Origin of the sequence: Pseudomonas sp. St316 (genome assembly GCF_018325905.1) — a bacterium.
GTDB lineage: Bacteria > Pseudomonadota > Gammaproteobacteria > Pseudomonadales > Pseudomonadaceae > Aquipseudomonas.
In genome coordinates, this window is sequence record NZ_AP021901.1 from 5,714,829 (window position 1) to 5,736,460 (window position 21,632).

A 21,632-nucleotide genomic window follows, 5' to 3' on the forward strand; every position below is an offset into this window, starting at 1 on the left:
TTGTGGGAGCAAGGCTTGCCCGCGATGCAGGCGCCTCGGTTTACGAGAGACCGCATCGCTTGTATCGCGGGCAAGCCTTGCTCCCACAGAATCCCCTCACCACAAGGAATGCGGTTGCCGCTCTTAGGCCAACACCGTCCACAATGCAAACCCGGCATACCAGAGCACCGCCGCACGCAGCAGCAATTCCCAGAGACGGTCCAGGCTGTTGATGCCGTCCGGCCCGGCGACAGGCCGGGGGATCTCGCCCGCCACCAGGCCGACCTTGTCGATAAGGTCGGCGGCACTGATGTTCCAGTTCAACAGCTCATGCAGCATGACCCGGCTGACCGCGACAAAATTGCCCACCAGGGCGAAGCTCGCCGCCAGCAACCGCACCGGCACCCAATCGAAGGCATGGCGCATTTGCGCGGCCCGCTCGGCCACGCCGGGGTTCTGGCTGTGCTCGGCAGCCAACGCGAGCAGTCGATAACTCAGGGCTGCGACCGGACCCAACACGAAATACCAGAAAATCACCGCGAAAAAGCTCTGGTAGGCCTGCCATAGCAAATGCCTCTGGACCCGCTCCAGCAACTGCTCACCGTCATTGGCTTCAATGTCCAGGTCGCGCTTGGCCACATGGGCCGCCGCTTGCAGGTCTTCCCGACGCCACGCGTCGCGAAATGGCCCCAAGTCCGCCAGCAGATCACCGCGCCCCAGGCTGTAAATGACCACCAGCAAATGCACCGGCAATGCCAGCAGACCATAGGCCACTGGCTCCAACACCCACAGCAGCAACGCCAGCAGGGCCACCGGCAACAGGACCATCACCGTCAGCACCAGCCAGGGTCGGTTGACCCAACGTGGGCTCGCCTCGAGCTTGTTCAGTTCGTGCAGCCAACCGCCGTCGCGCTGGACCCGCTGGCGCAAGGCCGAGAACTTCTCGATCCAGACGGCCAGCAGCAACACCAGAAAACTCATTGTCCTTCCCCTTCTGTCAGGGCCGCGCGATAGCGCACCCAGTCAAATGCCGGCCCCGGATCGGTCTTGCGCCCCGGCGCGATATCGCTGTGCCCGCAGATACGCTGCACAGTGATCGCCCTGAACGCCGCTTGCAACTGCCGGGTCAGGTCCACCAATGCGACATACTGCGCGTCAGTGAACGGCAGATCATCCGTACCCTCCAGCTCGATGCCCAGGGAAAAATCGTTACAGGTCTCGCGCCCCTCGAAGCACGAGATGCCCGCATGCCACGCACGATCCAGACAAGAGACAAACTGGGTCACGGCGCCGTCACGCTCGATCAGAAAGTGCGCAGAGACCCGCAGGTCGGCAATACCGACAAAGTAGGGATGTTCCGTGACATCCAGACGATTCTGGAAGAATTCCTGCACCTTGCCGGTGGCGAATTGTGCCGGGGGAAGGCTGATGTTGTGGATCACCAGCAGGGAGATTTCGCCTTCGGGGCGCGCATTGAAGTTGGGCGATGGGCAATGACGCACCCCCTCGCACCAACCGCTCGCGGAGTCCAACTGCATACAGGTTCCTTCGATGACGACGGTGAATGCCGCCAGTATGCCGTGATCGGACCGGGCTGCGCGATCACTTGCCGCGATTGAGTTGGCGCAGGTTGCCCAGTACCGACTCCAGCGCCCGGTCGAACAACAGGGTGTCGTCCAACAACCGTGCCGCGCCCCGGCGAAACTCCAGGGCCAGGCTGGTGCGGCTGTGCTCCAGCACCTTGAGGCCGGTGCGATTGACGAAGACGTATTTGCCGGTGGCCTCGATGATCGCCGCCAGCTTGCAACGCAGGGTGTTGTCATCGTCCTCCTGGAACTCGACCCAGCTTCCCAGGCGCAACTGGTCGACCTGCATCAAGCCGACATCATCCGCCGGCAAATGCACCGCCACGTTCTCCCCCGCCGTTTTTTGCGCAGGGCGCAGGACGATTCTTTCCAGCACCTCGACCATGGCCGGCGAATCGAACGACTGGGCCTGTTCCGTTGCCTGGCCCGTGCGTTCCAGCGCCTGCACATGCAGGGCTTCCAGCTCACTGAAAAACTCGCTGGTGGCGAACGGGTCGAACGCCGAACGGCTCAGGCCTTCACGCAGGGACTTGAGCAGCTCCGGCACCATCGCCAGCAAACGCAGGCCGGCGTCGGGTTCTTCGTGAGGCTGGACGCTCCAGATCAATTGCTCCAGGGTCAGGACGTCGGCCTGCCACTCGGCGGAGTACTTGCCGTGCTTGAAACAGGTCAGCAACAACACCTGGCTCCAGGCGTGTTGCACGAACTCCACCACCGCTTGCGGCAAGACCTTGCCCAGCATCACCTGGTTCAGCGCCCCTTCGACGCGCTGGCGCGCCAGTTCGGCCTTGGCCCGGCCCTCTTCGGCGTCGCGGATACGCTGTTCAAGCAACTCGCTGCGGCGTCGCTCGTCACTGGTGAAAGCCAGGAAATCGGCCAGCAGTTCGGAGAAGATGGCCGGGTCATCGACGAAATCATTCAATAAGCGTTGCACCACCTGCTCGATGCGCAGGTACAGGCTGTCGCGCTGATGATCGTCGCAATCGCCCCAGCCCATGGCCGCGGCCGCGATTTCGTTAAGCAGCCGCCGGGCCGGATGATTGCCGCGGCTGAAGAAACTCTTGTCCTGCACCGCGACCTTGAGCATCGGGATCTGCAGGCGGCCGATCAGGGCCTTGAAGGAGTCTGGCAGGTTATGGTCGTCGAGGATGAATTCGAACATCATCGAGATCAGGTTGATCACGTCTTCATCGGTGCCTTCAACCACGCGGGACTTGCCACTCCTGACGCTGACCCGGGTCAACAGTTGTTCGAGCTGACTACGCAAATCGAATTCGTCGTGAACGGTAGGCGCCGGCACGTATTGCTGCAAATGAGAGAGCAGCCGCAGCAGGTCACGGGTAGAGATCGGCTGGGGTGGCACGCTGGGCTCCAGGGTCGGCGCGACAGTACCACGCACCTGCATCAACAGCTTCTGCAAGGCGGCGAACACTTCCTGCACGCTGTCATCCACCTCGGCATCGCTGGGCTTGGCAGCCATCTCGGCGTTGGGCCTGGGGTTATCCTCGGTGCGATCCGACGCCCGGCGCGCCAGCGTAACCTTGAGCTCTGGCAGGATGCCTGTGGCGGCCAACAACTGGTTGGCCTCGGTATAGATTTGGTCGCAATCGCTGAGCACATAACGCTCGAACAGCTTGAGCAGGATCAGCTTGACCTTGATTCCCACGCCCAGGTTGCGCCCGGCCTGCAGGAATTTCTCGCACAGCAATGCCGGGCTCAGGGGGTTGTGCTGAATGGCCAGCGGTCGGGCCAGCAGCACACCGAGCCGGGCCGTCAGTTGCTCCAGCGACGCGCCATCGCGCCTGAGCACCCGAGTGACCATCGCCTCGACCGCCAGATGCCGCTCCAGTTCGTCCTGGGAACGCTGGGCTTGGCTGTCTGGCGCCAGGTTCGGCGCCAAGGTGGCGCGGGTCAGGTCGTATTGGGCGAGACTGACGAAGGTCTCGAAAAACTGCTCGATAAATTCACGTTCGATGCTTTTACGCTTCAGGCGCAGGTCCCGCATGGCCTCGAAGTACAGGTTCTGCTCGACGTCGTCGCGTGCCCGGTCGGCCATTTCAAACAAGGTGTCGTCGGCGTTATCGAACAACCCTTGCAAACCCAGGCGCAACTGTTGGGCGGCTTTATCACGAACCTGAAGCAGAATCACAGGCAGGCGGGCGAGCGGCGAGGAATTCGCCTGATCGGTAGCGACTTTGTGCAAAGGCACCACATTCCCGTCGTTGTGCATCCTGGCCTCCTGAAACGGCTTTGTGCGGCTCGTAACGTCAAAGCTATGACGTCAATCGAAAGGCGGATTATCGGGTAAAACAACCCTGTCGTACCAGCACACTCTGTGATCCATCTCGAAAGACGGCGCAATAAGTGACCTGGGAAATGAGGAAATGTTGCGAGGACACGACCAAATGCAGGTTTCGACACCCTATAATCAGGCCACTTTGTTTGTGGAGCCCGTTATGCCGAATCTACGTCTCGCCGATCTGACCGCCGAAATCGAAGCCAACGTGCGCCGTGCGCTGCTTGAAGACATCGGCAGCGGCGACATCACCGCGCAACTGATCCCCGCCGAACGCCTGGCCAAGGCCACCATCATTACCCGCGACGCGGCGATCATCAGTGGCACGGCCTGGGTCGATGCCGTGTTCCGGCAACTGGACCCGCGTGTCGCGGTGCATTGGCAAGTGCGCGACGGCGACCGGGTCAACCCCAATCAAGCGCTGTTCCATTTGGAAGGCCCGGCACGCTCGCTGCTGACCGGTGAACGCAGCGCGCTGAACTTCCTGCAAATGCTTTCCGGCGTTGCCACGCGGGCCCGTTACCTGGCCGACTTTGTCGCCGGCACCCAGGTCAAGCTGCTGGACACTCGCAAGACACTGCCCGGGTTGCGCCTGGCCCAGAAGTACGCGGTCACCTGCGGTGGCTGCCACAACCACCGCATCGGCCTGTACGATGCCTTCCTGATCAAGGAAAACCACATTGCCGCCTGCGGCGGAATCGCCCAGGCCATCGCTGCCGCCCACAAGATTGCCCCGGGCAAACCGGTGGAAGTCGAAGTGGAAAGCCTGGGGGAATTGAAAGAAGCGCTGGCGGCCGACGCCGACATCATCATGCTCGACGAACTGAGCCTGGACGACATGCGTGAAGCCGTGCGCCTCAATGGCGGCAAGGCTAAGCTGGAAGCCAGCGGCGGGATCAACGAAAGTACGTTGCGCCCGATTGCCGAGACCGGGGTGGACTACATCTCGATCGGCGCGATGACCAAGGATGTGAAGGCAGTGGACCTGTCGATGCGCTTGAGCCTCTGACAACAAAAAACGCCAGCCTCGAAAGGCTGGCGTTTTTTTCAGACCACCAGATTGTTCATCTCGCAGTACTCATCCCATTCCACGCCCAGCACCTCGGCCGCTTCCTTGTGCAGCGCAAGGCGCTGCACCTCGAACTCTTCAGGTGTGCTGGTGTACTTGAGCGTCAACTCCCAAGGCTGCAGGCCCTGGGCCTCGGCCTCGTCCTCGAACGCCCATTGGATCTGGTCTTTTTGATCATCGGCAGACAAGTCCTTGATCTCTTCCAGCAATTGGGGCGCATCCAACACGTACTTCTTCAGCGCTTCTTCGTGCCTGGCTTCCTGGGTCAATGCTTTAACAGTCATGGCGTTCTCGTTGATCTGGGGAATGGAAGATGGATCTGGATCATCAAGGATCTCTCTGACGCAAAAAACCGTTAAAAGCCCGGTTTATCTGGCCTTCAGAACCATTCGGGGATCATCTGAAAACTGCTGGGCGATGCACATGCAGGCAATGAATATAGGACGTTTTGTCGACGATTTACACGGTTCTTTACATCTATCCCACAAAAAACCATTCGCATCAGAAACCAGGGGAGCCTGGGAACATCTGTCAAAATAACCAGTCATAGCCATGTGCCATGCCGGCACTTCACAAGGAACCCCAGTGATGCGCAGCTTTTCGAAACGTTCGTTGACCCGGCTTGCTACCGCGACCTTGCTGCTTGGCAGCCTGACCTTGGCCGGCGTTGCCCAAGCGGCTGTTGAAGTCTCCTCCGATGGGCCATCTTCCGACGACGCCATTGCTGCCCTTCATCATGTAGATTTTGATAAGTACAAACTCCTCAAGACCAACGTCACCGCCAGCACCCTGGAAAACCTGCCAAAAGCCGTGAAGAACAACGCTGACGAACTGGAAAACCAGAAACGCACCCTCAGCGAACAGGCCCGCCAGATCGAAGAACTCAAGCGCAACGGTGGCTCCAGCACCAGTTCCAGCAAGGAGATCGAAGATCTCAAGCGCACGGTCAAGGAACAGGAACGCGACCTGAACGACCTTGGCAAGCAAGTGGAAGAACTCAAGCGCAACAGCGGCTCCAGTTCGAGTTCGAGCAACAGCGAGATGTCGTCCCTGAAACGGGAGCTCAGCGATCAGGATCGCGAGATGGATCAGCTCAAACGTACGGTCGAGGAGCTGAGCAGGAAAGTGAAATAACGAGGGATGGTGCCCGGGACAGGACCCTTACTCAGCGCACATGCCCAGCATTTACCGGGCATTACCGATGCTGTTCAGAAATGATGTGCTAGCTAATGTACTTTTTCATTGGCCCTGGGCGACATCAGGGGTGATGATTTTGGAGTCTACCAGACCACCGCCCTGCTAACTGCATCCTTGGCAAATGCCTTGAGGACGAAATCTGGCGTATTGCTGACCGTTCAACCCATTGCATGCCTGACCCCATTCAAAGCAGGCACGTGATCCGGTATGATTCGCCGCCTGTTATTTCCTGAGGCGACCGCTATGATGCGATCATTGCCGGCAATGGAATAGCTTGCAGATAGCGCCTGACAAATCAGGCTAATGTAGTCGACTGCCTGGTTTATGAAAGCTCAAAAAGGAGCGATTTGGCTTATGCATATATTTAATAACACAACGAAAAAAATAGCATTGATATTAGTTGGGCCACTTGGATGCTATATCACTTATCAGATACTTTTCATCGGCCGGTATCTCAGCATTGAAAAATACCCGGTACTGACTTCAACTTACATGAATGGCGCGACGATCATAGACTCGGTCTGCGCGCTTGCTGTCGCCGTACTTGGATTTTTACTTTCTCGTCGCCTAGGTCTTCTCGACGAATTCTCACCAAAATTTGAACGTCTATCAACACTGTCCCTTGCACTGATAACAACGGGAACTCTGGCTCTTCTGGCGCTGAGCATGTATCGAGTTTTTGGGACTCTCTCCCCAGGCCATGTCGTTAAAAACTACCACACGTACAGTTTCATGGTAACTAACGGCGGCGCCTGGATAGTTCTCGCAATGTATTCCGCACTGCTTCTTCAGCTAATGAACATGTACTTCAGTGGCGTCACTTTGAAGAATGGCACTTTCCTGCTACTGAGCCTGCTTATCGTGTCGTTCAGCGGTGGGCGCGGAATCCTAATTCTATTCGCGCTGATGTTCATTGTCATGCTGATGTTCCAGCGCGTGAGCCTCTTGAAGTTTTTGATCGCCTCCATTCTTGCAGTTGCCTCGATGGGAATCTCCTACGTTTTCATCACCAACATGCGTGCCCCCGTGGAGCCTATTGTGATTGCTCCCGTGGCGCCAATTGAGGCCATGGCGCGCGGAGATAAGCTCTCCGGATCCAAAAAATCGGTAGTAGTGGACCCCACGAACAGTTTTGAGGACCTGAACTACAATGCCGCATTCATTTCAGAGGATGTCTTGAGTGCAATCCGGAACAACAAGATTGAACCCAGGGCATATGCCATTGAAGATGCGATGACGCTATTCATACCTCGTCAGCTGATGCCAAGCAAACCAATCTCCACAGCTGAGACCCGCGCACTTTATCCTCAAGTGGCTATCCGTGGCACGAATATCACTTTCCCGCTTAAGGCGAACGTGCTGATGCACCTGGGAGGCTGGGCGTTCTATGCGGACTGGATCGTAGTATTGATCTGTCAGACTCTGATGATATTGGGCGTTTCCCGGCGCACTAGGGCGCCGAGCATTCTTGGTTTCGCCATGCTGTTCTGCGGTATCGGATTCACGCTAATCGCTCGCGGCGGAATATTCAACGCCCGTCTACTGGTGATCGTGCTGTGCGTATTCGCAGCCTATGCGGGATACCGCGCTTTGCTGCGCATCCAGACAGCTTTGTATGCGAGCAAACGCGATCGCCTTGCTGGCCCGCTTTCGCCCACCTGATGAACATCAGCCACAAAGACATGGGTAGCCACTGTCTTTGTGGACCTCTTCGCATAAGACCAGCCCACAGAATACGGAAAAACCTCTAGCGCCTTATCAGCATTACGTGAGTGCTAGTATCTGCGACTTCTTTTCCAGCCTGAAAAGGCCAGAATGAAACCGACAACAATCATCATCACTCCGGGAATTTCAATCTCTTTCGATCTCAATAAAAAGTTGATTGTTATCCCCATTCCGGCTAATGAAAGCAAAACTCCAGATATAAATACTCCACTTATAGGCGTCTTATACATTTCAATCCCCTTCCATGATTTTCCCCATTGTACACAAAGCAACTATTATGCAACCCGATAGCTGAAACTTACGGTCAGAGTAGTGTCCGAAAGCTGAGCGTTGGTCACGGGGACGCCGATAGTTGAGTAAAGCCATATGCCCCCAGGACTCGAGCATGCGCCGCTACGGCAGCGCTGGTGAATGAGATATTTGCCCCGCCCGTTTCTGGAAACCCTAATCCAGGCAGCGGCAGATCACCAAGTTTGAATGTAGCACCATCGGCGGTTGTCGGAATGGTAACCCTCATGTATCCAGAGACCCATTTCCCGTGCTGAACGTAATAGCCGCTTGTGCTGGTGAAGACCAGGCCAGCCCCGCTCGCGTCCACAGGGGTAACGGTGCCTTCGACGGCCTGCCGACCGCATATACCTATTCCATTACCCGATGAGAAGACATTCGATAGAGTACGAATCCCGGATGACCTGAATGCTTGATCGCTCAAAGAAAGATCCAAGGTTGCTTGGGTGATTCCAGCAACATCGACAATCCCACCTGGTGTTGCAAGCGCACTGTCAATTGCATCTGAAAACGGCAGGCCCCGAAGCGACCAGACGCCCCGTCAGATTTGATTACATAATCACGGTTCCCAAGGAATTTCACTCCCTCAACGATGATCTGATTAGGCCAGTTTGCAGTGCAGGGGGCTCCGAATCCTGGCGCAGTGAAATCGATTGGAGCCGTAACCGATGAGCCTTGAAAGATCACGTCCTTGAATACGCACGCGAACAACGTGCCTCATACGATTGCGCCGATTCCTCGATAAATGAGCGTGTTGTAAATACGGGCACCGAACACATTAAGTCCATAGCCTCGGTCGCCGGAAAATATCCCTCCCCCGAACGCTCCACTGCTTCCTGAAAAAGTGAGCTTGCCGCCGTTGAAGCTGCTGAAATTGAAAACGTTCGTCGAGCCATTGAGGGGCGAGCCGTTTTGCGGGTTTGAAAATTGCCCATCGATATTTAACGGGACGTCGACGTTACGCATCACCGGGTTGTGATAGTCGCCTTTTCCCAGGCGCCCGGCTCGATGATTGCCATGTTGGTTTCGTCCAGAATCGTGCCCAGCAGCTTGGTGGCGGCCTGGTCTTTGAGCCGTTGAGGGGTGGTTTTAAGCTGCTGCGCCAGCAGCACCAGATCAGCGCTCTGGATGCGGTAAATGCTGTTCGCGGTCAGCCCGTGTCGCCTGCTCCTGGCAAGTCCTCAGGCCGCGCCAGGCGCCCCACCGCCCAGTCCGTTTCGGTGACGCCCTGCCCGAGCAATCGCTTGCTGCCTGCTGGGTGCATGGCGGCAAGGGTGAGCGACTCTCCGCTGCCGGCATCGGGACTGATCGAACTTCCCCACTCGGTGATTCAGGAGCCTTACAACGCTGTCCTGGAGCCTGATGAGGAAGGGTTGTCGATACGCGCCAATCCACTGGTGACGATCGCAGAAGCGCTAGGTTACTTCGGTGGTGCGGGCGAGGTTGAGCACTGGCGAAACAGATCCGCGCGGTGGAAAGACCGCGTGTCGCAGCCAACCAATGAAAAAGCAGCCTGGATAGGCTGCTTGTGGGCGAGGGCGGACCCCTTCAGGAAGTGCTGGAACTTAGTCTGGTGCCCGAGACAGGAATCGAACCTGCGACCTTCGCGTTACGAGTGCGCTGCTCTACCGACTGAGCTACACGGGCGGAGGCTAAACCTAGCATCGTCCCCTGTGGCCCGGCAACCGGCGCCGGAAGATTTTTCGACCCACAGCAAAACGCCCCGAACCAGTCGGGGCGTTTGCTTGTTCAGCGCTCAGGTCACGGGGTGATTAAACGCCCGAAGCCTTGGCGGCTGCCACGTCCTTGATGGACAGCTTGATACGGCCGCGGTTGTCCACGTCCAGTACCAGCACTTCCACTTCCTGGCCTTCTTTGAGGATGTCGGTCACTTTCTCGACGCGAGCATCGCTCAGCATGGAGATGTGAACCAGACCGTCCTTGCCCGGCAGGATGTTGACGAACGCGCCGAAGTCGACGATGCGCTCGACCTTGCCGACGTAGATCTTGCCGATCTCGGCTTCTGCGGTGATGCCCAGGACGCGCTGGCGAGCAGCCTCTGCCGCTTCCTTGGTTTCGCCGAAGATCTTGATCGAACCGTCGTCTTCGATGTCGATCGAAGCCTTGGTTTCTTCGCAGATCGCACGGATGGTCGCGCCGCCTTTACCGATGACATCACGGATTTTGTCGGTGTCGATTTTCATCGCGATCATGGTCGGAGCGTTTTCCGACAGTTCGGTACGGGACTGACCGATGATCTGGTTCATCTGACCGAGGATGTTCAGGCGCGCTTCCAGGGCCTGGCCCAGGGCGATTTCCATGATCTCTTCGGTGATGCCCTTGATCTTGATGTCCATCTGCAGTGCGGTGACGCCTTTGGCGGTACCGGCCACTTTGAAGTCCATGTCGCCCAAGTGGTCTTCGTCACCGAGGATGTCGGTCAGGACGGCGAATTTCTCGCCCTCTTTAACCAGACCCATGGCGATACCGGCAACCGGCGCCTTCATCGGCACACCGGCGTCCATCAGGGCCAGGGAGGCGCCGCAGACCGAAGCCATCGAGCTCGAACCGTTGGACTCGGTGATTTCCGATACCACGCGAATGGTGTACGGGAACACGTCAGCGGCAGGCAGCATGGCCTGGACCGAACGACGGGCCAGACGGCCGTGACCGATTTCGCGGCGACCGGCGCCACCCATGCGGCCACACTCGCCCACCGAGAACGGAGGGAAGTTGTAGTGCAGCATGAACGGGTCTTTCTTTTCGCCTTCCAGGGTGTCCAGCAGTTGCGCGTCACGGGCGGTGCCCAGTGTTGCAACGACCAGCGCCTGGGTTTCGCCACGGGTGAACAGTGCCGAACCGTGGGTCTTTGGCAGAACGCCGACTTCGATGTTCAGCGGACGCACAGTGCGAGTGTCGCGACCGTCGATACGTGGCTTGCCGTTGACGATGTTTTCGCGAACGGTGCGGTATTCGATTTCACCGAAAGCAGCTTTCACTTCAGCGGAAGACGGCTGGCCTTCTTCGCCGGACAGCTTGGCAACGACCTGGTCTTTCAGCTCGCCCAGGCGTGCATAACGGTCGGCCTTGACGGTGATGGTGTAGGCCAGGGAGATCGCTTCGCCGAACTCGGCACGGATCGCGCCCAGCAGTTCGGTGGCTTCGGCTTGAGGAGCCCAGGTCCAGGTTGGCTTGGCGGCTTCGGCGGCCAGTTCCTTGACGGCGTTGATCACCACCTGGAACTCGTCGTGGGCGAACAGCACGGCGCCCAGCATCTGGTCTTCGGTCAGCTCTTTGGCTTCGGATTCAACCATCAGCACGGCTTCGGAAGTACCGGCCACGACCATGTCCAGGCTCGAGGCTTTCAGTTGCTCGTAGGTCGGGTTCAGCAGGTAGCCGGTGCTTTCGTGGAAAGCGACACGGGCAGCGCCGATCGGGCCATCGAAAGGAATGCCGGAGATCGCCAGGGCAGCCGAGGTACCGATCATCGCAGCGATGTCCGGATCGGTTTTCTTGCTGGTGGAAACGACGGTGCAGACAACCTGCACTTCGTTCATGAAACCTTCTGGGAACAGCGGACGGATCGGACGGTCGATCAGTCGGGAAGTCAGGGTTTCTTTCTCGGAAGGACGGCCTTCACGCTTGAAGAAACCGCCAGGGATCTTACCGGCAGCGTAAGTCTTTTCCTGGTAGTGAACAGACAGAGGGAAGAAGCCCTTGCCTGGATCGGCTTGCTTGGCACCGACAACGGTCACCAATACGCTGACGTCGTCGTCAACGGTGACCAGCACTGCGCCGGAGGCCTGACGGGCGATACGGCCAGTCTCGAGGGTAACGGTCGACTGACCGAACTGGAATTTTTTGATTACCGGGTTCACGGTGTCCTACCTTCTTTGTGGCTCTTGGGGAACTTGTCTTCTTGCGAAATTCTTGGGCAATGGCGGGAATCGGCCCGACGCCTGTCCAGGGTAAAACGTGTATCCAGATAAAACTTGAGGCTGGGAGCCTGCCATGCGCCAGCGGGAAACCCTCTGGCGTACGACAGACAACCAACCTCTAGCGCAATCGCTGATTAGCGACGCAGACCCAGGCGAGCGATCAGAGCGCTGTAACGGCTCACGTCCTTGCCTTTCAGGTAGTCCAGCAGCTTACGACGCTGGTTTACCATGCGGATCAGACCACGACGGGAGTGGTGATCTTTACCGTTGGCCTTGAAGTGACCTTGCAGTTTGTTGATGTTGTGGGTCAGCAGTGCAACTTGCACTTCTGGCGAACCAGTGTCACCAACAGCTTGCTGGTAGTCAGCTACGATTTGAGCTTTTTCTTGAACGTCGAGAGCCATGAGGCAATCCTTTTAGTCAGGAAACTGTTTCAAGGAAACAGCTTCAACAGGCCAGGGACAAATCCCTGTATCTATAAATGAGTAGTGACCGTGCCTGTTAACAGCCACACTCGCCAACCTGCTGTTACACAGGCTGGTTCCGGTCATTCCGACCGAATCAGTCGACGCGGCGCAATGCGCCCGTCTTCGCTCACTTCACCGATACCGATGAAGCGACCGTTATGATCCTGCACCCGGACCATGCCGAACTTCGGCGCATCCGGGGCACGTACCGGCTGGCCGTTGAGCCAGTAGAACGCACTGTGTTCCGAGAACTGCAACAGCGGCCAATCCAGCAACCCGCTGTCCGATGGCATCAGGAAACGGTCGACCGCTTCGTTGCCGCCTTCGGCATGTACCGCTTCAAGCTCTTCCAGCGTAACCGTCTGGGCCAACGTGAAAGGCCCGGCCTGGGTCCGTCGCAATTCTGCCACGTACGCGCCACAGCCGAGCTGTTCACCAATATCCTCCACCAGGGTCCGGATATAGGTGCCTTTGCTGCAATCCACGGCCAGCCGCGCAGTATTACCGTCAAAGGCCAGCAATTCCAAGCGCGCAATAGTAACAGAACGCGGTTCACGCTCCACTACTTCGCCTGCACGAGCCAGTTTATACAGCGGCTGGCCATCACGCTTCAGAGCCGAGTACATCGGTGGTATCTGACTGATTTGCCCGCGAAATTTCGGCAACACCGCTTCGACATCGGCCTGACCAACGGTCACCGGGCGCTCAAGCAAAACCTCACCTTCAGCATCCGCCGTGGTGGTGGTCTTACCCAGTTGCGCCAGGGTTTCATAACCCTTGTCGGAATCGAGCAGGTACTGGGAAAACTTGGTCGCCTCGCCAAAGCACAGCGGCAGCACGCCGGTGGCCAGCGGATCGAGGCTACCGGTGTGCCCGGCCTTTTCGGCATTGAGCAACCAGCGAACCTTCTGCAACGCCGCGTTGGAAGTGAACCCCAGCGGCTTGTCGAGCAGGATGATACCGCTGACGTTACGACGGATACGTTTGACCTGAGCCACCGACTACTCCTTGGTGTCTTCGGGTTCAGCGGCAACCGGGTGCTGACTGTCTTCAGCCACGGCGCGTTCGATCAGGGCCGACAGATGCGCACCACGCACGACGCTCTCGTCGTAGTGGAAATGCAGCTGTGGGACGCTGCGCAGCTTCATTTCCCGGGCCAACTGCATACGCAGGAAGCCGGCGGCCGAGTTGAGCACCTTGATGCTCTGGGCGATTTCTTCGGCGCTGTCCTGGCCCATCACGGTGATGAAAATCTTGGCGTGACCGACGTCACGGCTGACTTCCACTGCGGTAATGGTGACCAGGCCGACGCGCGGGTCTTTGACTTCGCGACGGATCAGTTGGGCCAGCTCACGCTGCATCTGATCGCCGATTCGTTGGGTACGGCTGTATTCTTTTGCCATGTCTTGTTACCTGTTACTGCCCCACGGTGAAACCCGCGAGGTCTGAAAGCGGCAAACGCCCGGCCTGGCAAAAGCCAGACCGGGCGTTGCGTTTAGAGTCCACCAGCCAGGCAGCGCATGTTCATGCGGCTACCCGGTGCAGCTCTTGAAGTGCGCGAGTCAGAGGCTGCGAGCAACCTGGACCTTCTCGAAGACTTCGATCTTGTCGCCGACCTTGACGTCGTTGTAGCTCTTGACGCCAATACCGCATTCCATGCCGGCACGTACTTCGGAAGCGTCATCCTTGAAGCGGCGCAGGGATTCCAGCTCGCCTTCGAAGATCACGATGTCTTCACGCAGTACACGGATCGGACGGTTACGGTGAACAACACCCTCGATCACCATGCAACCGGCGATGGCACCAAACTTCGGCGAACGGAATACGTCGCGAACTTCGGCCACACCCAGGATGTTCTCCCGGACGTCGCTGCCCAGCATACCGGTCAACGCTTTCTTGACGTCTTCGATGATGTCGTAGATCACGTTGTAGTAACGCATATCCAGGCCTTCCTGCTCGACGATCTTGCGAGCGCCGGCATCGGCACGCACGTTGAAGCCGAACAGTACAGCGTTGGAGGCCAGTGCCAGGTTGGCGTCGGACTCGGTGATACCACCGACACCGCCACCGACCACACGCACTTGCACTTCGTCGTTACCCAGGCCGTTCAAGGCACCGTTCAACGCTTCCAGCGAGCCACGGACGTCGGATTTGAGGACGATGTTGAGCGTCTTCTTCTCTTCCTGGCCCATGTTCTCGAAGATGTTTTCCAGCTTGCCAGCGTGAGCACGAGCCAGTTTGACTTCGCGGAACTTGCCTTGACGGAACAGAGCCACTTCACGGGCTTTCTTCTCGTCAGCCACAACGCTCATCTCGTCGCCAGCGTCCGGGGTGCCGTCCAGGCCGAGGATCTCGACCGGGATAGCCGGACCGGCTTCCTTGATTGGCTTGCCGTTCTCGTCGAGCATGGCGCGCACGCGGCCATAGTTGGAGCCGACCAGTACCATGTCGCCTTGACGCAGCGTACCGTCCTGAACCAGGACAGTCGCAACCGGGCCACGGCCCTTGTCGAGGCGCGATTCAACAACCACACCACGGCCAGGAGCCGAAGGTGTCGCGGTCAGTTCCAGGACCTCGGCTTGCAACAGAACGGCTTCGAGCAGTTCGTCAACGCCGGTACCCATCTTCGCCGAGACCGGAACGAATGGAGTGTCGCCACCCCACTCTTCGGAAGTCACGCCGTGAACCGACAGTTCGCTACGGATGCGATCGAGATCAGCGCCCGGCTTGTCGATCTTGTTCACCGCAACCACCAGAGGCACGCCAGCAGCCTTGGCATGCTGAACGGCTTCGATGGTTTGCGGCATCACGCCGTCGTCCGCTGCAACCACCAGGATCACGATGTCGGTCGCCTTGGCACCACGGGCACGCATCGCGGTAAACGCAGCGTGACCCGGGGTGTCGAGGAACGTCACCATGCCGCGGTCGGTTTCAACGTGGTAGGCGCCGATGTGCTGGGTAATACCGCCAGCCTCACCTGCCGCAACCTTCGCACGACGGATGTAGTCGAGCAGGGAAGTTTTACCGTGGTCGACGTGGCCCATGACGGTCACGACCGGAGCACGGGAAACCGCCTCACCTTCAAACTTCAGGGACTCGGCCAGGGAATCTTCCAGGGCGGTGTCGCTGACCAGGGTCACTTTGTGGCCCAGCTCTTCAGCAACCAGTTGGGCAGTTTCCTGGTCCAGTACCTGGTTGATGGTGGCTGGCGTACCCAGCTTGAACATGAACTTGATGATTTCAGCAGCCTTGACCGACATCTGCTGGGCCAGATCGCCCACAGTGATGGTCTCGCCGATCTTCACTTCACGCACGACAGGGCCGGTAGGGCTCTGGAAACCGTGGGCGTTGCGTTTTTTCAGCTTGGCCTTGCCGCGACCGCCGCGACGGAAGCCATCGCTTTCTTCATCGGTAGTACGTGGCGCAACACGGGGTGCTGGCGCCTTTTCCTTGACCGAAGCACGATGAGGCGCGTTCTTGCGCTCGCCATCGCCGCTGCCACGACGGTTGTCGTCGGCACGTGGTTTGTCCGGACGACGCTGTTCGTCGCGCTTGCGAGCGTCGGCTGGCGCCGGCGCTGCTGCCACCACTGGCGCCGCTTCGCGCACAGGTTCGGCTACCGGGGCCGCAGCCTCGACGGCTGCTACCGGAGCGGATTGCGCAGCAGCAGGCTGGCGACGCGCTTCTTCTTCGGCGCGACGCTTGGCTTCTTCTTCAGCCTTCTGACGTGCAGCATTTTCTACTGCGCGACGTTCTTCCTGTTCGCGTTTGCGCTCGGCTTCGATTTCTTCCGGGCTGCGCTGTACGAAGACTTTCTTCTTGCGTACTTCAACGCTGATGCTTTTACTACCGGCAACACGCAGGGTGCTGGTGGTTTTACGCTGCAGAGTAATCTTGCGTGGTTCTTCCACTTTCGCCTTGTGACTGCTCTTCAGGTGAGTCAGCAGGGACTGCTTCTCACTGTCGGTCACATGTTCCTCGGCGGCGGTGTGCGGCAGACCTGCCTCACGCATCTGCTGCAACAGGCGCTCTACCGGTGTTTTGACCTCATCGGCCAGTTGTTTCACCGTGACTTGCGTCATGCACTTCTCTCCTCAGGCCGCGCCTAATTACTCGAACCAGTGGGCTCGGGCGGCCATGATCAACTTGCCGGCACGATCATCGTCAATGCCGTCGATGTCGAGCAGATCGTCAATAGACTGCTCGGCCAGGTCTTCGCGGGTAATTACGCCGCGCACCGCCAGTTCCATCGCCAAATCCTTGTCCATGCCCTCAAGCGAGAGCAGGTCTTCGGCCGGATGGGCGTCTGCCAGCTTTTCCTCAGTAGCGATGGCTTTGGTCAACAAACGATCCTTGGCCCGAGCGCGAAGCTCGTTGACGATTTCCTCGTCAAAGCCGTCGATGTTGAGCATTTCCTCCACCGGTACGTAGGCAATCTCTTCCAGGCTGGTAAAGCCTTCGTCCACCAGCACCTGCGCCAGCTCTTCGTCGACTTCAAGCTCGTCGATGAAGTTGCGCAGGATGTCGCCGGTTTCAGCTTGCTGCTTAGCCTGGATGTCCGATTCGGTCATCACGTTCAGGGTCCAGCCAGTCAACTGGCTGGCCAGACGTACGTTCTGACCACCGCGACCGATGGCCTGAGCCAGATTGTCTGCGCCAACGGCGATGTCCATGGCGTGGGCATCTTCGTCGACGATAATTGCCGCCACTTCAGCAGGCGACATGGCATTGATCACGAACTGAGCCGGGTTGTCGTCCCACAGGACGATGTCCACGCGCTCGCCGCCCAACTCGCCGGATACGGCCTGGACACGCGAACCACGCATGCCGATGCATGCACCTTGCGGGTCGATGCGCTTGTCCTTGGAGCGGACCGCGATCTTGGCACGCGAACCCGGATCACGGGAGGCGGCCATGACTTCGATCAGGCCTTCAGCAATTTCCGGCACTTCGATGCGGAACAACTCGATCAGCATTTCCGGCGCTGTACGCGACAGGATCAGCTGTGGGCCGCGGTTCTCGGTGCGGATTTCCTTGAGCAGCGCACGCAAACGCACGCCAACCCGGAAAGTTTCGCGAGAGATGATGTCTTCGCGAGCCAGCAACGCTTCGGCGTTGTTGCCCAGGTCGACGATCACGTTGTCGCGGGTGACTTTTTTCACGGTGCCGGAGATGATTTCCCCCAGGCGCTCGCGATAAGCGTCAACGACTTGCGCGCGCTCGGCTTCGCGAACTTTCTGCACAATAACCTGCTTGGCAGTCTGTGCAGCGATGCGACCGAACTCAATGGACTCGATTTTTTCTTCTACTACATCACCAACCTTGGCGCCCGGATGCGTTTCTGCAACCTTGCTCGGCCAGGTTTCGATAGCAGGATCGTCCAGGTCGGCTTCCTCGACTACCGTCCAGCGACGGAAAGTCTCGTAGGCACCGGTGTGGCGATTGATTTCCACACGCAAATCAACTTCGTCTTCAAACCGCTTCTTGGTAGCAGTGGCCAGAGCCAGCTCCAGCGCTTCAAAAATAACGTTAGCCGGTACGCCCTTTTCATTGGATACCGACTCAACAACCAGCAGTACTTCTTTGCTCATCGTACGCCTCGCCTTTCGCAAGCCATTGGATCCGCGGGATCCGCAGTATCTGGCACGTATCAGTCAAAACTGGGAATAATGTTGGCCTTGTCGATCATATCGATCGGCAACAGGAACTCATGGTCATCTACCTGCACCACGACGTCCTGCTCTTCTACACCGCGCAGAAGGCCTTGGAAGTTGCGTCGACCTTCGAAAGGCGAGCGCAGCTTGATCTTCACTTGTTCACCGGCAAACGAAGCGAACTGTTCAATTGTGAACAGGGGGCGCTCCATGCCAGGCGAGGAAACTTCAAGGGTGTATTCGGAGGTGATTGGATCTTCAACATCCAGTACACCGCTGATCTGACGGCTGACGATGGCGCAATCATCCACCAACACGCCGCCTTCCTTATCGATATAAACGCGCAACAGTGAGTGGCGACCTTGAGCCGAGAACTCAATACCCCAGCATTCATAGCCAAGGGCCACGACCACCGGGGCCAACAAGGCCTGCAACTGTTCTAGCTTGCTCGACACCTGAACCCCCTCGTGCATGTTTGTGCATGCTGTGCAAATAAAAAAAAATGGGCGAATCGCCCATCCCTGAAACGCCGTCGAACAGCGGCGTTATAAAGTGTCCAGCTAACAAAAAGCCCCTTGGAAGGGGCCCCTGAAACTGGTTGCGGGAGCCGGATTTGAACCGACGACCTTCGGGTTATGAGCCCGACGAGCTACCAGACTGCTCCATCCCGCGACAAAGCTGGGGCGGAAGTATACGACCGATCCCTTACAGGGTCAATGTAACCCTTCCACCTACAAGAAAGCCCGCAATTGCGGGCTCTCCTGATAATTGGTACCGAGAAGGGGACTCGAACCCCTACACCCTATGGGCACAACCACCTCAAGGTTGCGTGTCTACCAATTCCACCACCTCGGCAATACAACGTTTGAAACCTTCTTACTTCTGCTCTTGAGCTGGAGGCACGTCAGTCGCCGGGTTGGCCGACTTTTGCTCTTGAAGCACCGGGACATCATCAGAAGCCGGTTGTTGCTTTGGCGCTTCCAGTACCGCTGGGTTTGGCAAACCTACTTGAGTCAGCTCGTGAGCTTTCTCTTTAGCAAAGTAACCTAACCCTAAGCTGGTCATGAAGAAACCGGCGGCAAGTATAGCAGTAAACTTACTAAGAAAGGTAGAGGAACCTTGGCTTCCGAACACAGTATTTGAAGCACCTGCACCGAAAGACGCACCAGCGTCCGCACCTTTACCCTGCTGCAGCAATACGAGAGCAACTACGCCCAGTGCACCCAGCAGATGAAAAACGACTACGACTGTTTCCAGCATTTTTTCAGTTTCCCGCGGCGCGACAAATCGCACCGAACTCATCTGCATTCAGGGACGCTCCACCAATGAGCCCCCCATCGATATCCGGCATGCCGAACAGTTCGACCGCATTGGCCGCCTTCACGCTGCCGCCGTATAGAAGCCGCACACCTCGTGCCACTTCAGAATTCTCTGCCGCCAACTGTGCGCGGATGGCTGCGTGCACATCCTGCGCCTGTTGCGGCGAAGCAGTCAGTCCGGTGCCAATGGCCCAGACTGGCTCGTAAGCAATGACTGCCTTTGCAAAAGCACCGACACCCAGGTCTTCGATGATGCTGCCCAGCTGACGCCCGACAACTTCAAGGGTCTTGCCGGCTTCACGCTGTTCGAGGGTTTCCCCTACACACAACACCGGAATCAGACCACAGGCCTGGGCCGCAGCAAACTTGCGGATCAAGGTCTTGTCCTGCTCGCCCATGATCTGGCGACGCTCGGAATGCCCGACCAGGACCAGGGAGCAACCTGCATCCACCAATTGACTCGGCGCAATCTCACCGGTCAATGCACCTTGCATGGATTCCACCGCAGAGTTCTGCGCGCCGACCGAAATCGACTTACCCTTCAAGCCATCAATCACTTGATTGATATACAAGCAAGGCGGGAATACCGCGACATCAACACCGCTTGGCAAGGCCAGATGACGAAGGCCATTGATCAGCTCAGCGACGCTGGCGCGGGTACCGTGCATCTTCCAGTTACCAGCTACCATAGGGCGACGCATGCTGTACCTCGTCGGTCAAAGTGGGCGCAGATGTTACCCAACCGATTCATGACTGGCAAGCCGAATTCAGGCAGAAACTTCAGTAACCAGTTTTGCCAGCTCTTCGGCATAACCGCGAACTTGCGTTTCATCCTCTCCTTCGACCATGACACGCACCAAAGGCTCTGTGCCGGACTTGCGCAACAACACGCGACCACGCCCGGCCATCGCCTGTGTCACACGTTCACTGGCCTGCTTGACCTTCGCGTGCTCGAGAGGATTTACACCGCCCCCGAAACGCACGTTGATCAACACTTGCGGGCATTTGCGCAATGCCTGGCGCGACTGTGCGAGCCCTTCGTTGCGCGCCTTGAGTGCCATCAGCACCTGCAGGGCCGCAATGATTGCATCACCCGTGGTGGTATGGTCGAAGCACACGATGTGGCCGGAGTTCTCGCCCCCGATCACCCAGTTGCGCTCCAGCAGCTCCGAGATCACGTAGCGGTCACCCACGTTAGCCCGCACGAACGGGATATCCAGGTCAGCCAGGGCCAGTTCAAGCCCGAGGTTGCTCATCAACGTACCGACCACGCCGCCCTGCAGCTTGCCGCGCCCATGCAAGTCGCGAGCAATGATGAACAGCAGCTCATCACCATCGACAACCGTGCCGGTGTGATCAACCATCAGGACCCGATCACCGTCGCCATCGAAGGCAATCCCGAGATCCGCCTGCTCAGCCAGCACCGCAGCCTGCAACGCCTCGGTATGGGTGGAGCCACAGTTATGGTTGATGTTCAGGCCATTAGGCTGGGCGGAAAGTACCACCACCTCGGCACCCAGCTCGCGAAAGACACTCGGCGCAACTTTATAGGTTGCCCCATGGGCGCAATCGACGACGACTTTCAGGCCGGAAAAACTGGTACCGGTCGGCACACTGCCCTTGCAAAATTCAATGTAGCGACCCGACGCATCGTTGATCCGCGACACTTTGCCGATCTTGCTCGACTCAACCACAGTCATCGGCGTGTCCAGCAGCTCTTCGATCATCAGCTCGATATCATCCGGCAGCTTGGTACCCTGGCCGGAGAAGAACTTGATGCCATTGTCATCATGAGGATTGTGCGAGGCACTGATCACGATACCTGCCTGGGCCTGGAACGTTCGCGTCAGGTAGGCAATGGCTGGCGTCGGCATCGGGCCCAGCAGCATCACATCGGCACCCGCCGACGTCAGGCCGGCTTCGAGCGCCGATTCGAACATATAGCCGGAAATTCGTGTGTCCTTGCCGACCAGCACCTTGCACGCGCCCATTTTGCGGAACGCCATGCCGGCCGCCCAGCCGAGCTTGAGCATGAAATCAGGGGTAATAGGGTATTCGCCGACCCGACCACGAATACCGTCGGTGCCAAAGTATTTCTTGCTCATAAGTGCTCC

Annotated in this window: 20 protein-coding genes and 3 tRNA genes; 3 read left to right on the top strand and 20 right to left on the bottom strand. The window is 58.1% G+C overall.

All coding sequences use genetic code 11. The annotated features are described in order from the left end of the window. Positions 1-123: 123 nt before the first annotated feature. The 3 genes from ampE to KI237_RS25600 all read right to left on the bottom strand — a co-directional run bounded on the left by ampE (position 124) and on the right by KI237_RS25600 (position 3,795). Entirely contained in the window at positions 124-960 is an 837-nt protein-coding gene (gene ampE / locus KI237_RS25590) for a regulatory signaling modulator protein AmpE (RefSeq protein WP_212797576.1), read from the bottom strand. Next, positions 957-1,517, bottom strand: a complete 561-nt coding sequence (gene ampD / locus KI237_RS25595) for a 1,6-anhydro-N-acetylmuramyl-L-alanine amidase AmpD (protein ID WP_212797577.1) — start codon at positions 1,515-1,517, stop codon at positions 957-959. The genes ampE and ampD overlap by 4 nt, the downstream gene beginning before the upstream one ends. A gap of 64 nt (positions 1,518-1,581) precedes the next feature. Beyond that, entirely contained in the window at positions 1,582-3,795 is a 2,214-nt protein-coding gene (locus tag KI237_RS25600; protein WP_212797578.1) for a DUF1631 domain-containing protein, read from the bottom strand. 226 nt (positions 3,796-4,021) lie between these two features. Between KI237_RS25600 and nadC the strand changes: the two genes are divergently transcribed. Beyond that, a complete protein-coding gene (nadC, locus tag KI237_RS25605) occupies positions 4,022-4,870 on the top strand; it encodes a carboxylating nicotinate-nucleotide diphosphorylase (protein WP_212797579.1) in 849 nt (282 codons plus the stop codon). A gap of 38 nt (positions 4,871-4,908) precedes the next feature. Here the strand turns inward: nadC and KI237_RS25610 are convergent, their stop codons facing one another. Further along, complete coding sequence (locus tag KI237_RS25610) at positions 4,909-5,214, bottom strand: DUF6388 family protein (RefSeq protein ID WP_192263063.1); 306 nt, start codon at positions 5,212-5,214, stop codon at positions 4,909-4,911. Between the two features lie 304 nt (positions 5,215-5,518). Between KI237_RS25610 and KI237_RS25615 the strand changes: the two genes are divergently transcribed. Together KI237_RS25615 and KI237_RS25620 are read left to right on the top strand one after the other, a co-directional pair. After that, complete coding sequence (locus KI237_RS25615) at positions 5,519-6,064, top strand: hypothetical protein (RefSeq protein WP_212797580.1); 546 nt, start codon at positions 5,519-5,521, stop codon at positions 6,062-6,064. A 417-nt stretch (positions 6,065-6,481) separates the two neighbouring features. Continuing rightward, complete coding sequence (locus tag KI237_RS25620; RefSeq protein WP_212797581.1) at positions 6,482-7,789, top strand: hypothetical protein; 1,308 nt, start codon at positions 6,482-6,484, stop codon at positions 7,787-7,789. A 113-nt stretch (positions 7,790-7,902) separates the two neighbouring features. On the opposite strand, the gene KI237_RS25625 is transcribed toward KI237_RS25620, so the two are convergent. The 16 genes from KI237_RS25625 to glmM form a co-directional block, all read right to left on the bottom strand. Next, entirely contained in the window at positions 7,903-8,082 is a 180-nt protein-coding gene (locus KI237_RS25625) for a hypothetical protein (protein WP_212797582.1), read from the bottom strand. A 775-nt stretch (positions 8,083-8,857) separates the two neighbouring features. Next, positions 8,858-9,106, bottom strand: a complete 249-nt coding sequence (locus KI237_RS25630; RefSeq protein WP_212797583.1) for a hypothetical protein — start codon at positions 9,104-9,106, stop codon at positions 8,858-8,860. Further along, positions 9,106-9,252, bottom strand: a complete 147-nt coding sequence (locus KI237_RS25635; RefSeq protein ID WP_212797584.1) for a hypothetical protein — start codon at positions 9,250-9,252, stop codon at positions 9,106-9,108. Before KI237_RS25635 ends, KI237_RS25630 begins: the two co-directional genes overlap by 1 nt. A gap of 459 nt (positions 9,253-9,711) precedes the next feature. Next, a tRNA-Thr gene (locus KI237_RS25640) sits at positions 9,712-9,787 on the bottom strand. Positions 9,788-9,912: 125 nt separating this feature from the next. Next, positions 9,913-12,018, bottom strand: coding sequence for a polyribonucleotide nucleotidyltransferase (gene pnp / locus KI237_RS25645; RefSeq protein WP_212797585.1), 2,106 nt, complete (start codon positions 12,016-12,018; stop codon positions 9,913-9,915). A 194-nt stretch (positions 12,019-12,212) separates the two neighbouring features. Beyond that, entirely contained in the window at positions 12,213-12,482 is a 270-nt protein-coding gene (gene rpsO / locus KI237_RS25650) for a 30S ribosomal protein S15 (RefSeq protein WP_003197723.1), read from the bottom strand. A 143-nt stretch (positions 12,483-12,625) separates the two neighbouring features. Beyond that, on the bottom strand, positions 12,626-13,543 hold the full coding sequence (truB, locus tag KI237_RS25655) for a tRNA pseudouridine(55) synthase TruB (RefSeq protein ID WP_030139793.1): 918 nt from the start codon (positions 13,541-13,543) through the stop codon (positions 12,626-12,628). Between the two features lie 3 nt (positions 13,544-13,546). Continuing rightward, positions 13,547-13,948, bottom strand: a complete 402-nt coding sequence (gene rbfA / locus KI237_RS25660; protein ID WP_003177871.1) for a 30S ribosome-binding factor RbfA — start codon at positions 13,946-13,948, stop codon at positions 13,547-13,549. A gap of 159 nt (positions 13,949-14,107) precedes the next feature. Beyond that, positions 14,108-16,627, bottom strand: coding sequence for a translation initiation factor IF-2 (infB, locus tag KI237_RS25665; protein ID WP_212797586.1), 2,520 nt, complete (start codon positions 16,625-16,627; stop codon positions 14,108-14,110). 27 nt (positions 16,628-16,654) lie between these two features. Next, positions 16,655-18,136: a transcription termination factor NusA gene (gene nusA / locus KI237_RS25670; protein WP_003197716.1), complete on the bottom strand. Its 1,482-nt coding sequence runs from the start codon at positions 18,134-18,136 to the stop codon at positions 16,655-16,657. A 59-nt stretch (positions 18,137-18,195) separates the two neighbouring features. Further along, on the bottom strand, positions 18,196-18,654 hold the full coding sequence (rimP, locus tag KI237_RS25675) for a ribosome maturation factor RimP (protein ID WP_024617718.1): 459 nt from the start codon (positions 18,652-18,654) through the stop codon (positions 18,196-18,198). A gap of 140 nt (positions 18,655-18,794) precedes the next feature. After that, positions 18,795-18,871 (bottom strand) — tRNA-Met (locus KI237_RS25680). A 97-nt stretch (positions 18,872-18,968) separates the two neighbouring features. After that, positions 18,969-19,054: transfer RNA gene (locus tag KI237_RS25685), tRNA-Leu, on the bottom strand. Between the two features lie 21 nt (positions 19,055-19,075). Then, positions 19,076-19,459, bottom strand: coding sequence for a preprotein translocase subunit SecG (secG, locus tag KI237_RS25690; RefSeq protein WP_003197714.1), 384 nt, complete (start codon positions 19,457-19,459; stop codon positions 19,076-19,078). Between the two features lie 4 nt (positions 19,460-19,463). Continuing rightward, the gene (gene tpiA / locus KI237_RS25695; protein WP_212797587.1) at positions 19,464-20,219 is read right to left on the bottom strand and encodes a triose-phosphate isomerase; all 756 of its coding nucleotides are present in this window, start codon (positions 20,217-20,219) and stop codon (positions 19,464-19,466) included. 66 nt (positions 20,220-20,285) lie between these two features. After that, positions 20,286-21,623, bottom strand: coding sequence for a phosphoglucosamine mutase (gene glmM, locus KI237_RS25700; RefSeq protein ID WP_212797588.1), 1,338 nt, complete (start codon positions 21,621-21,623; stop codon positions 20,286-20,288). Between the last annotated feature and the right edge of the window lie 9 nt (positions 21,624-21,632).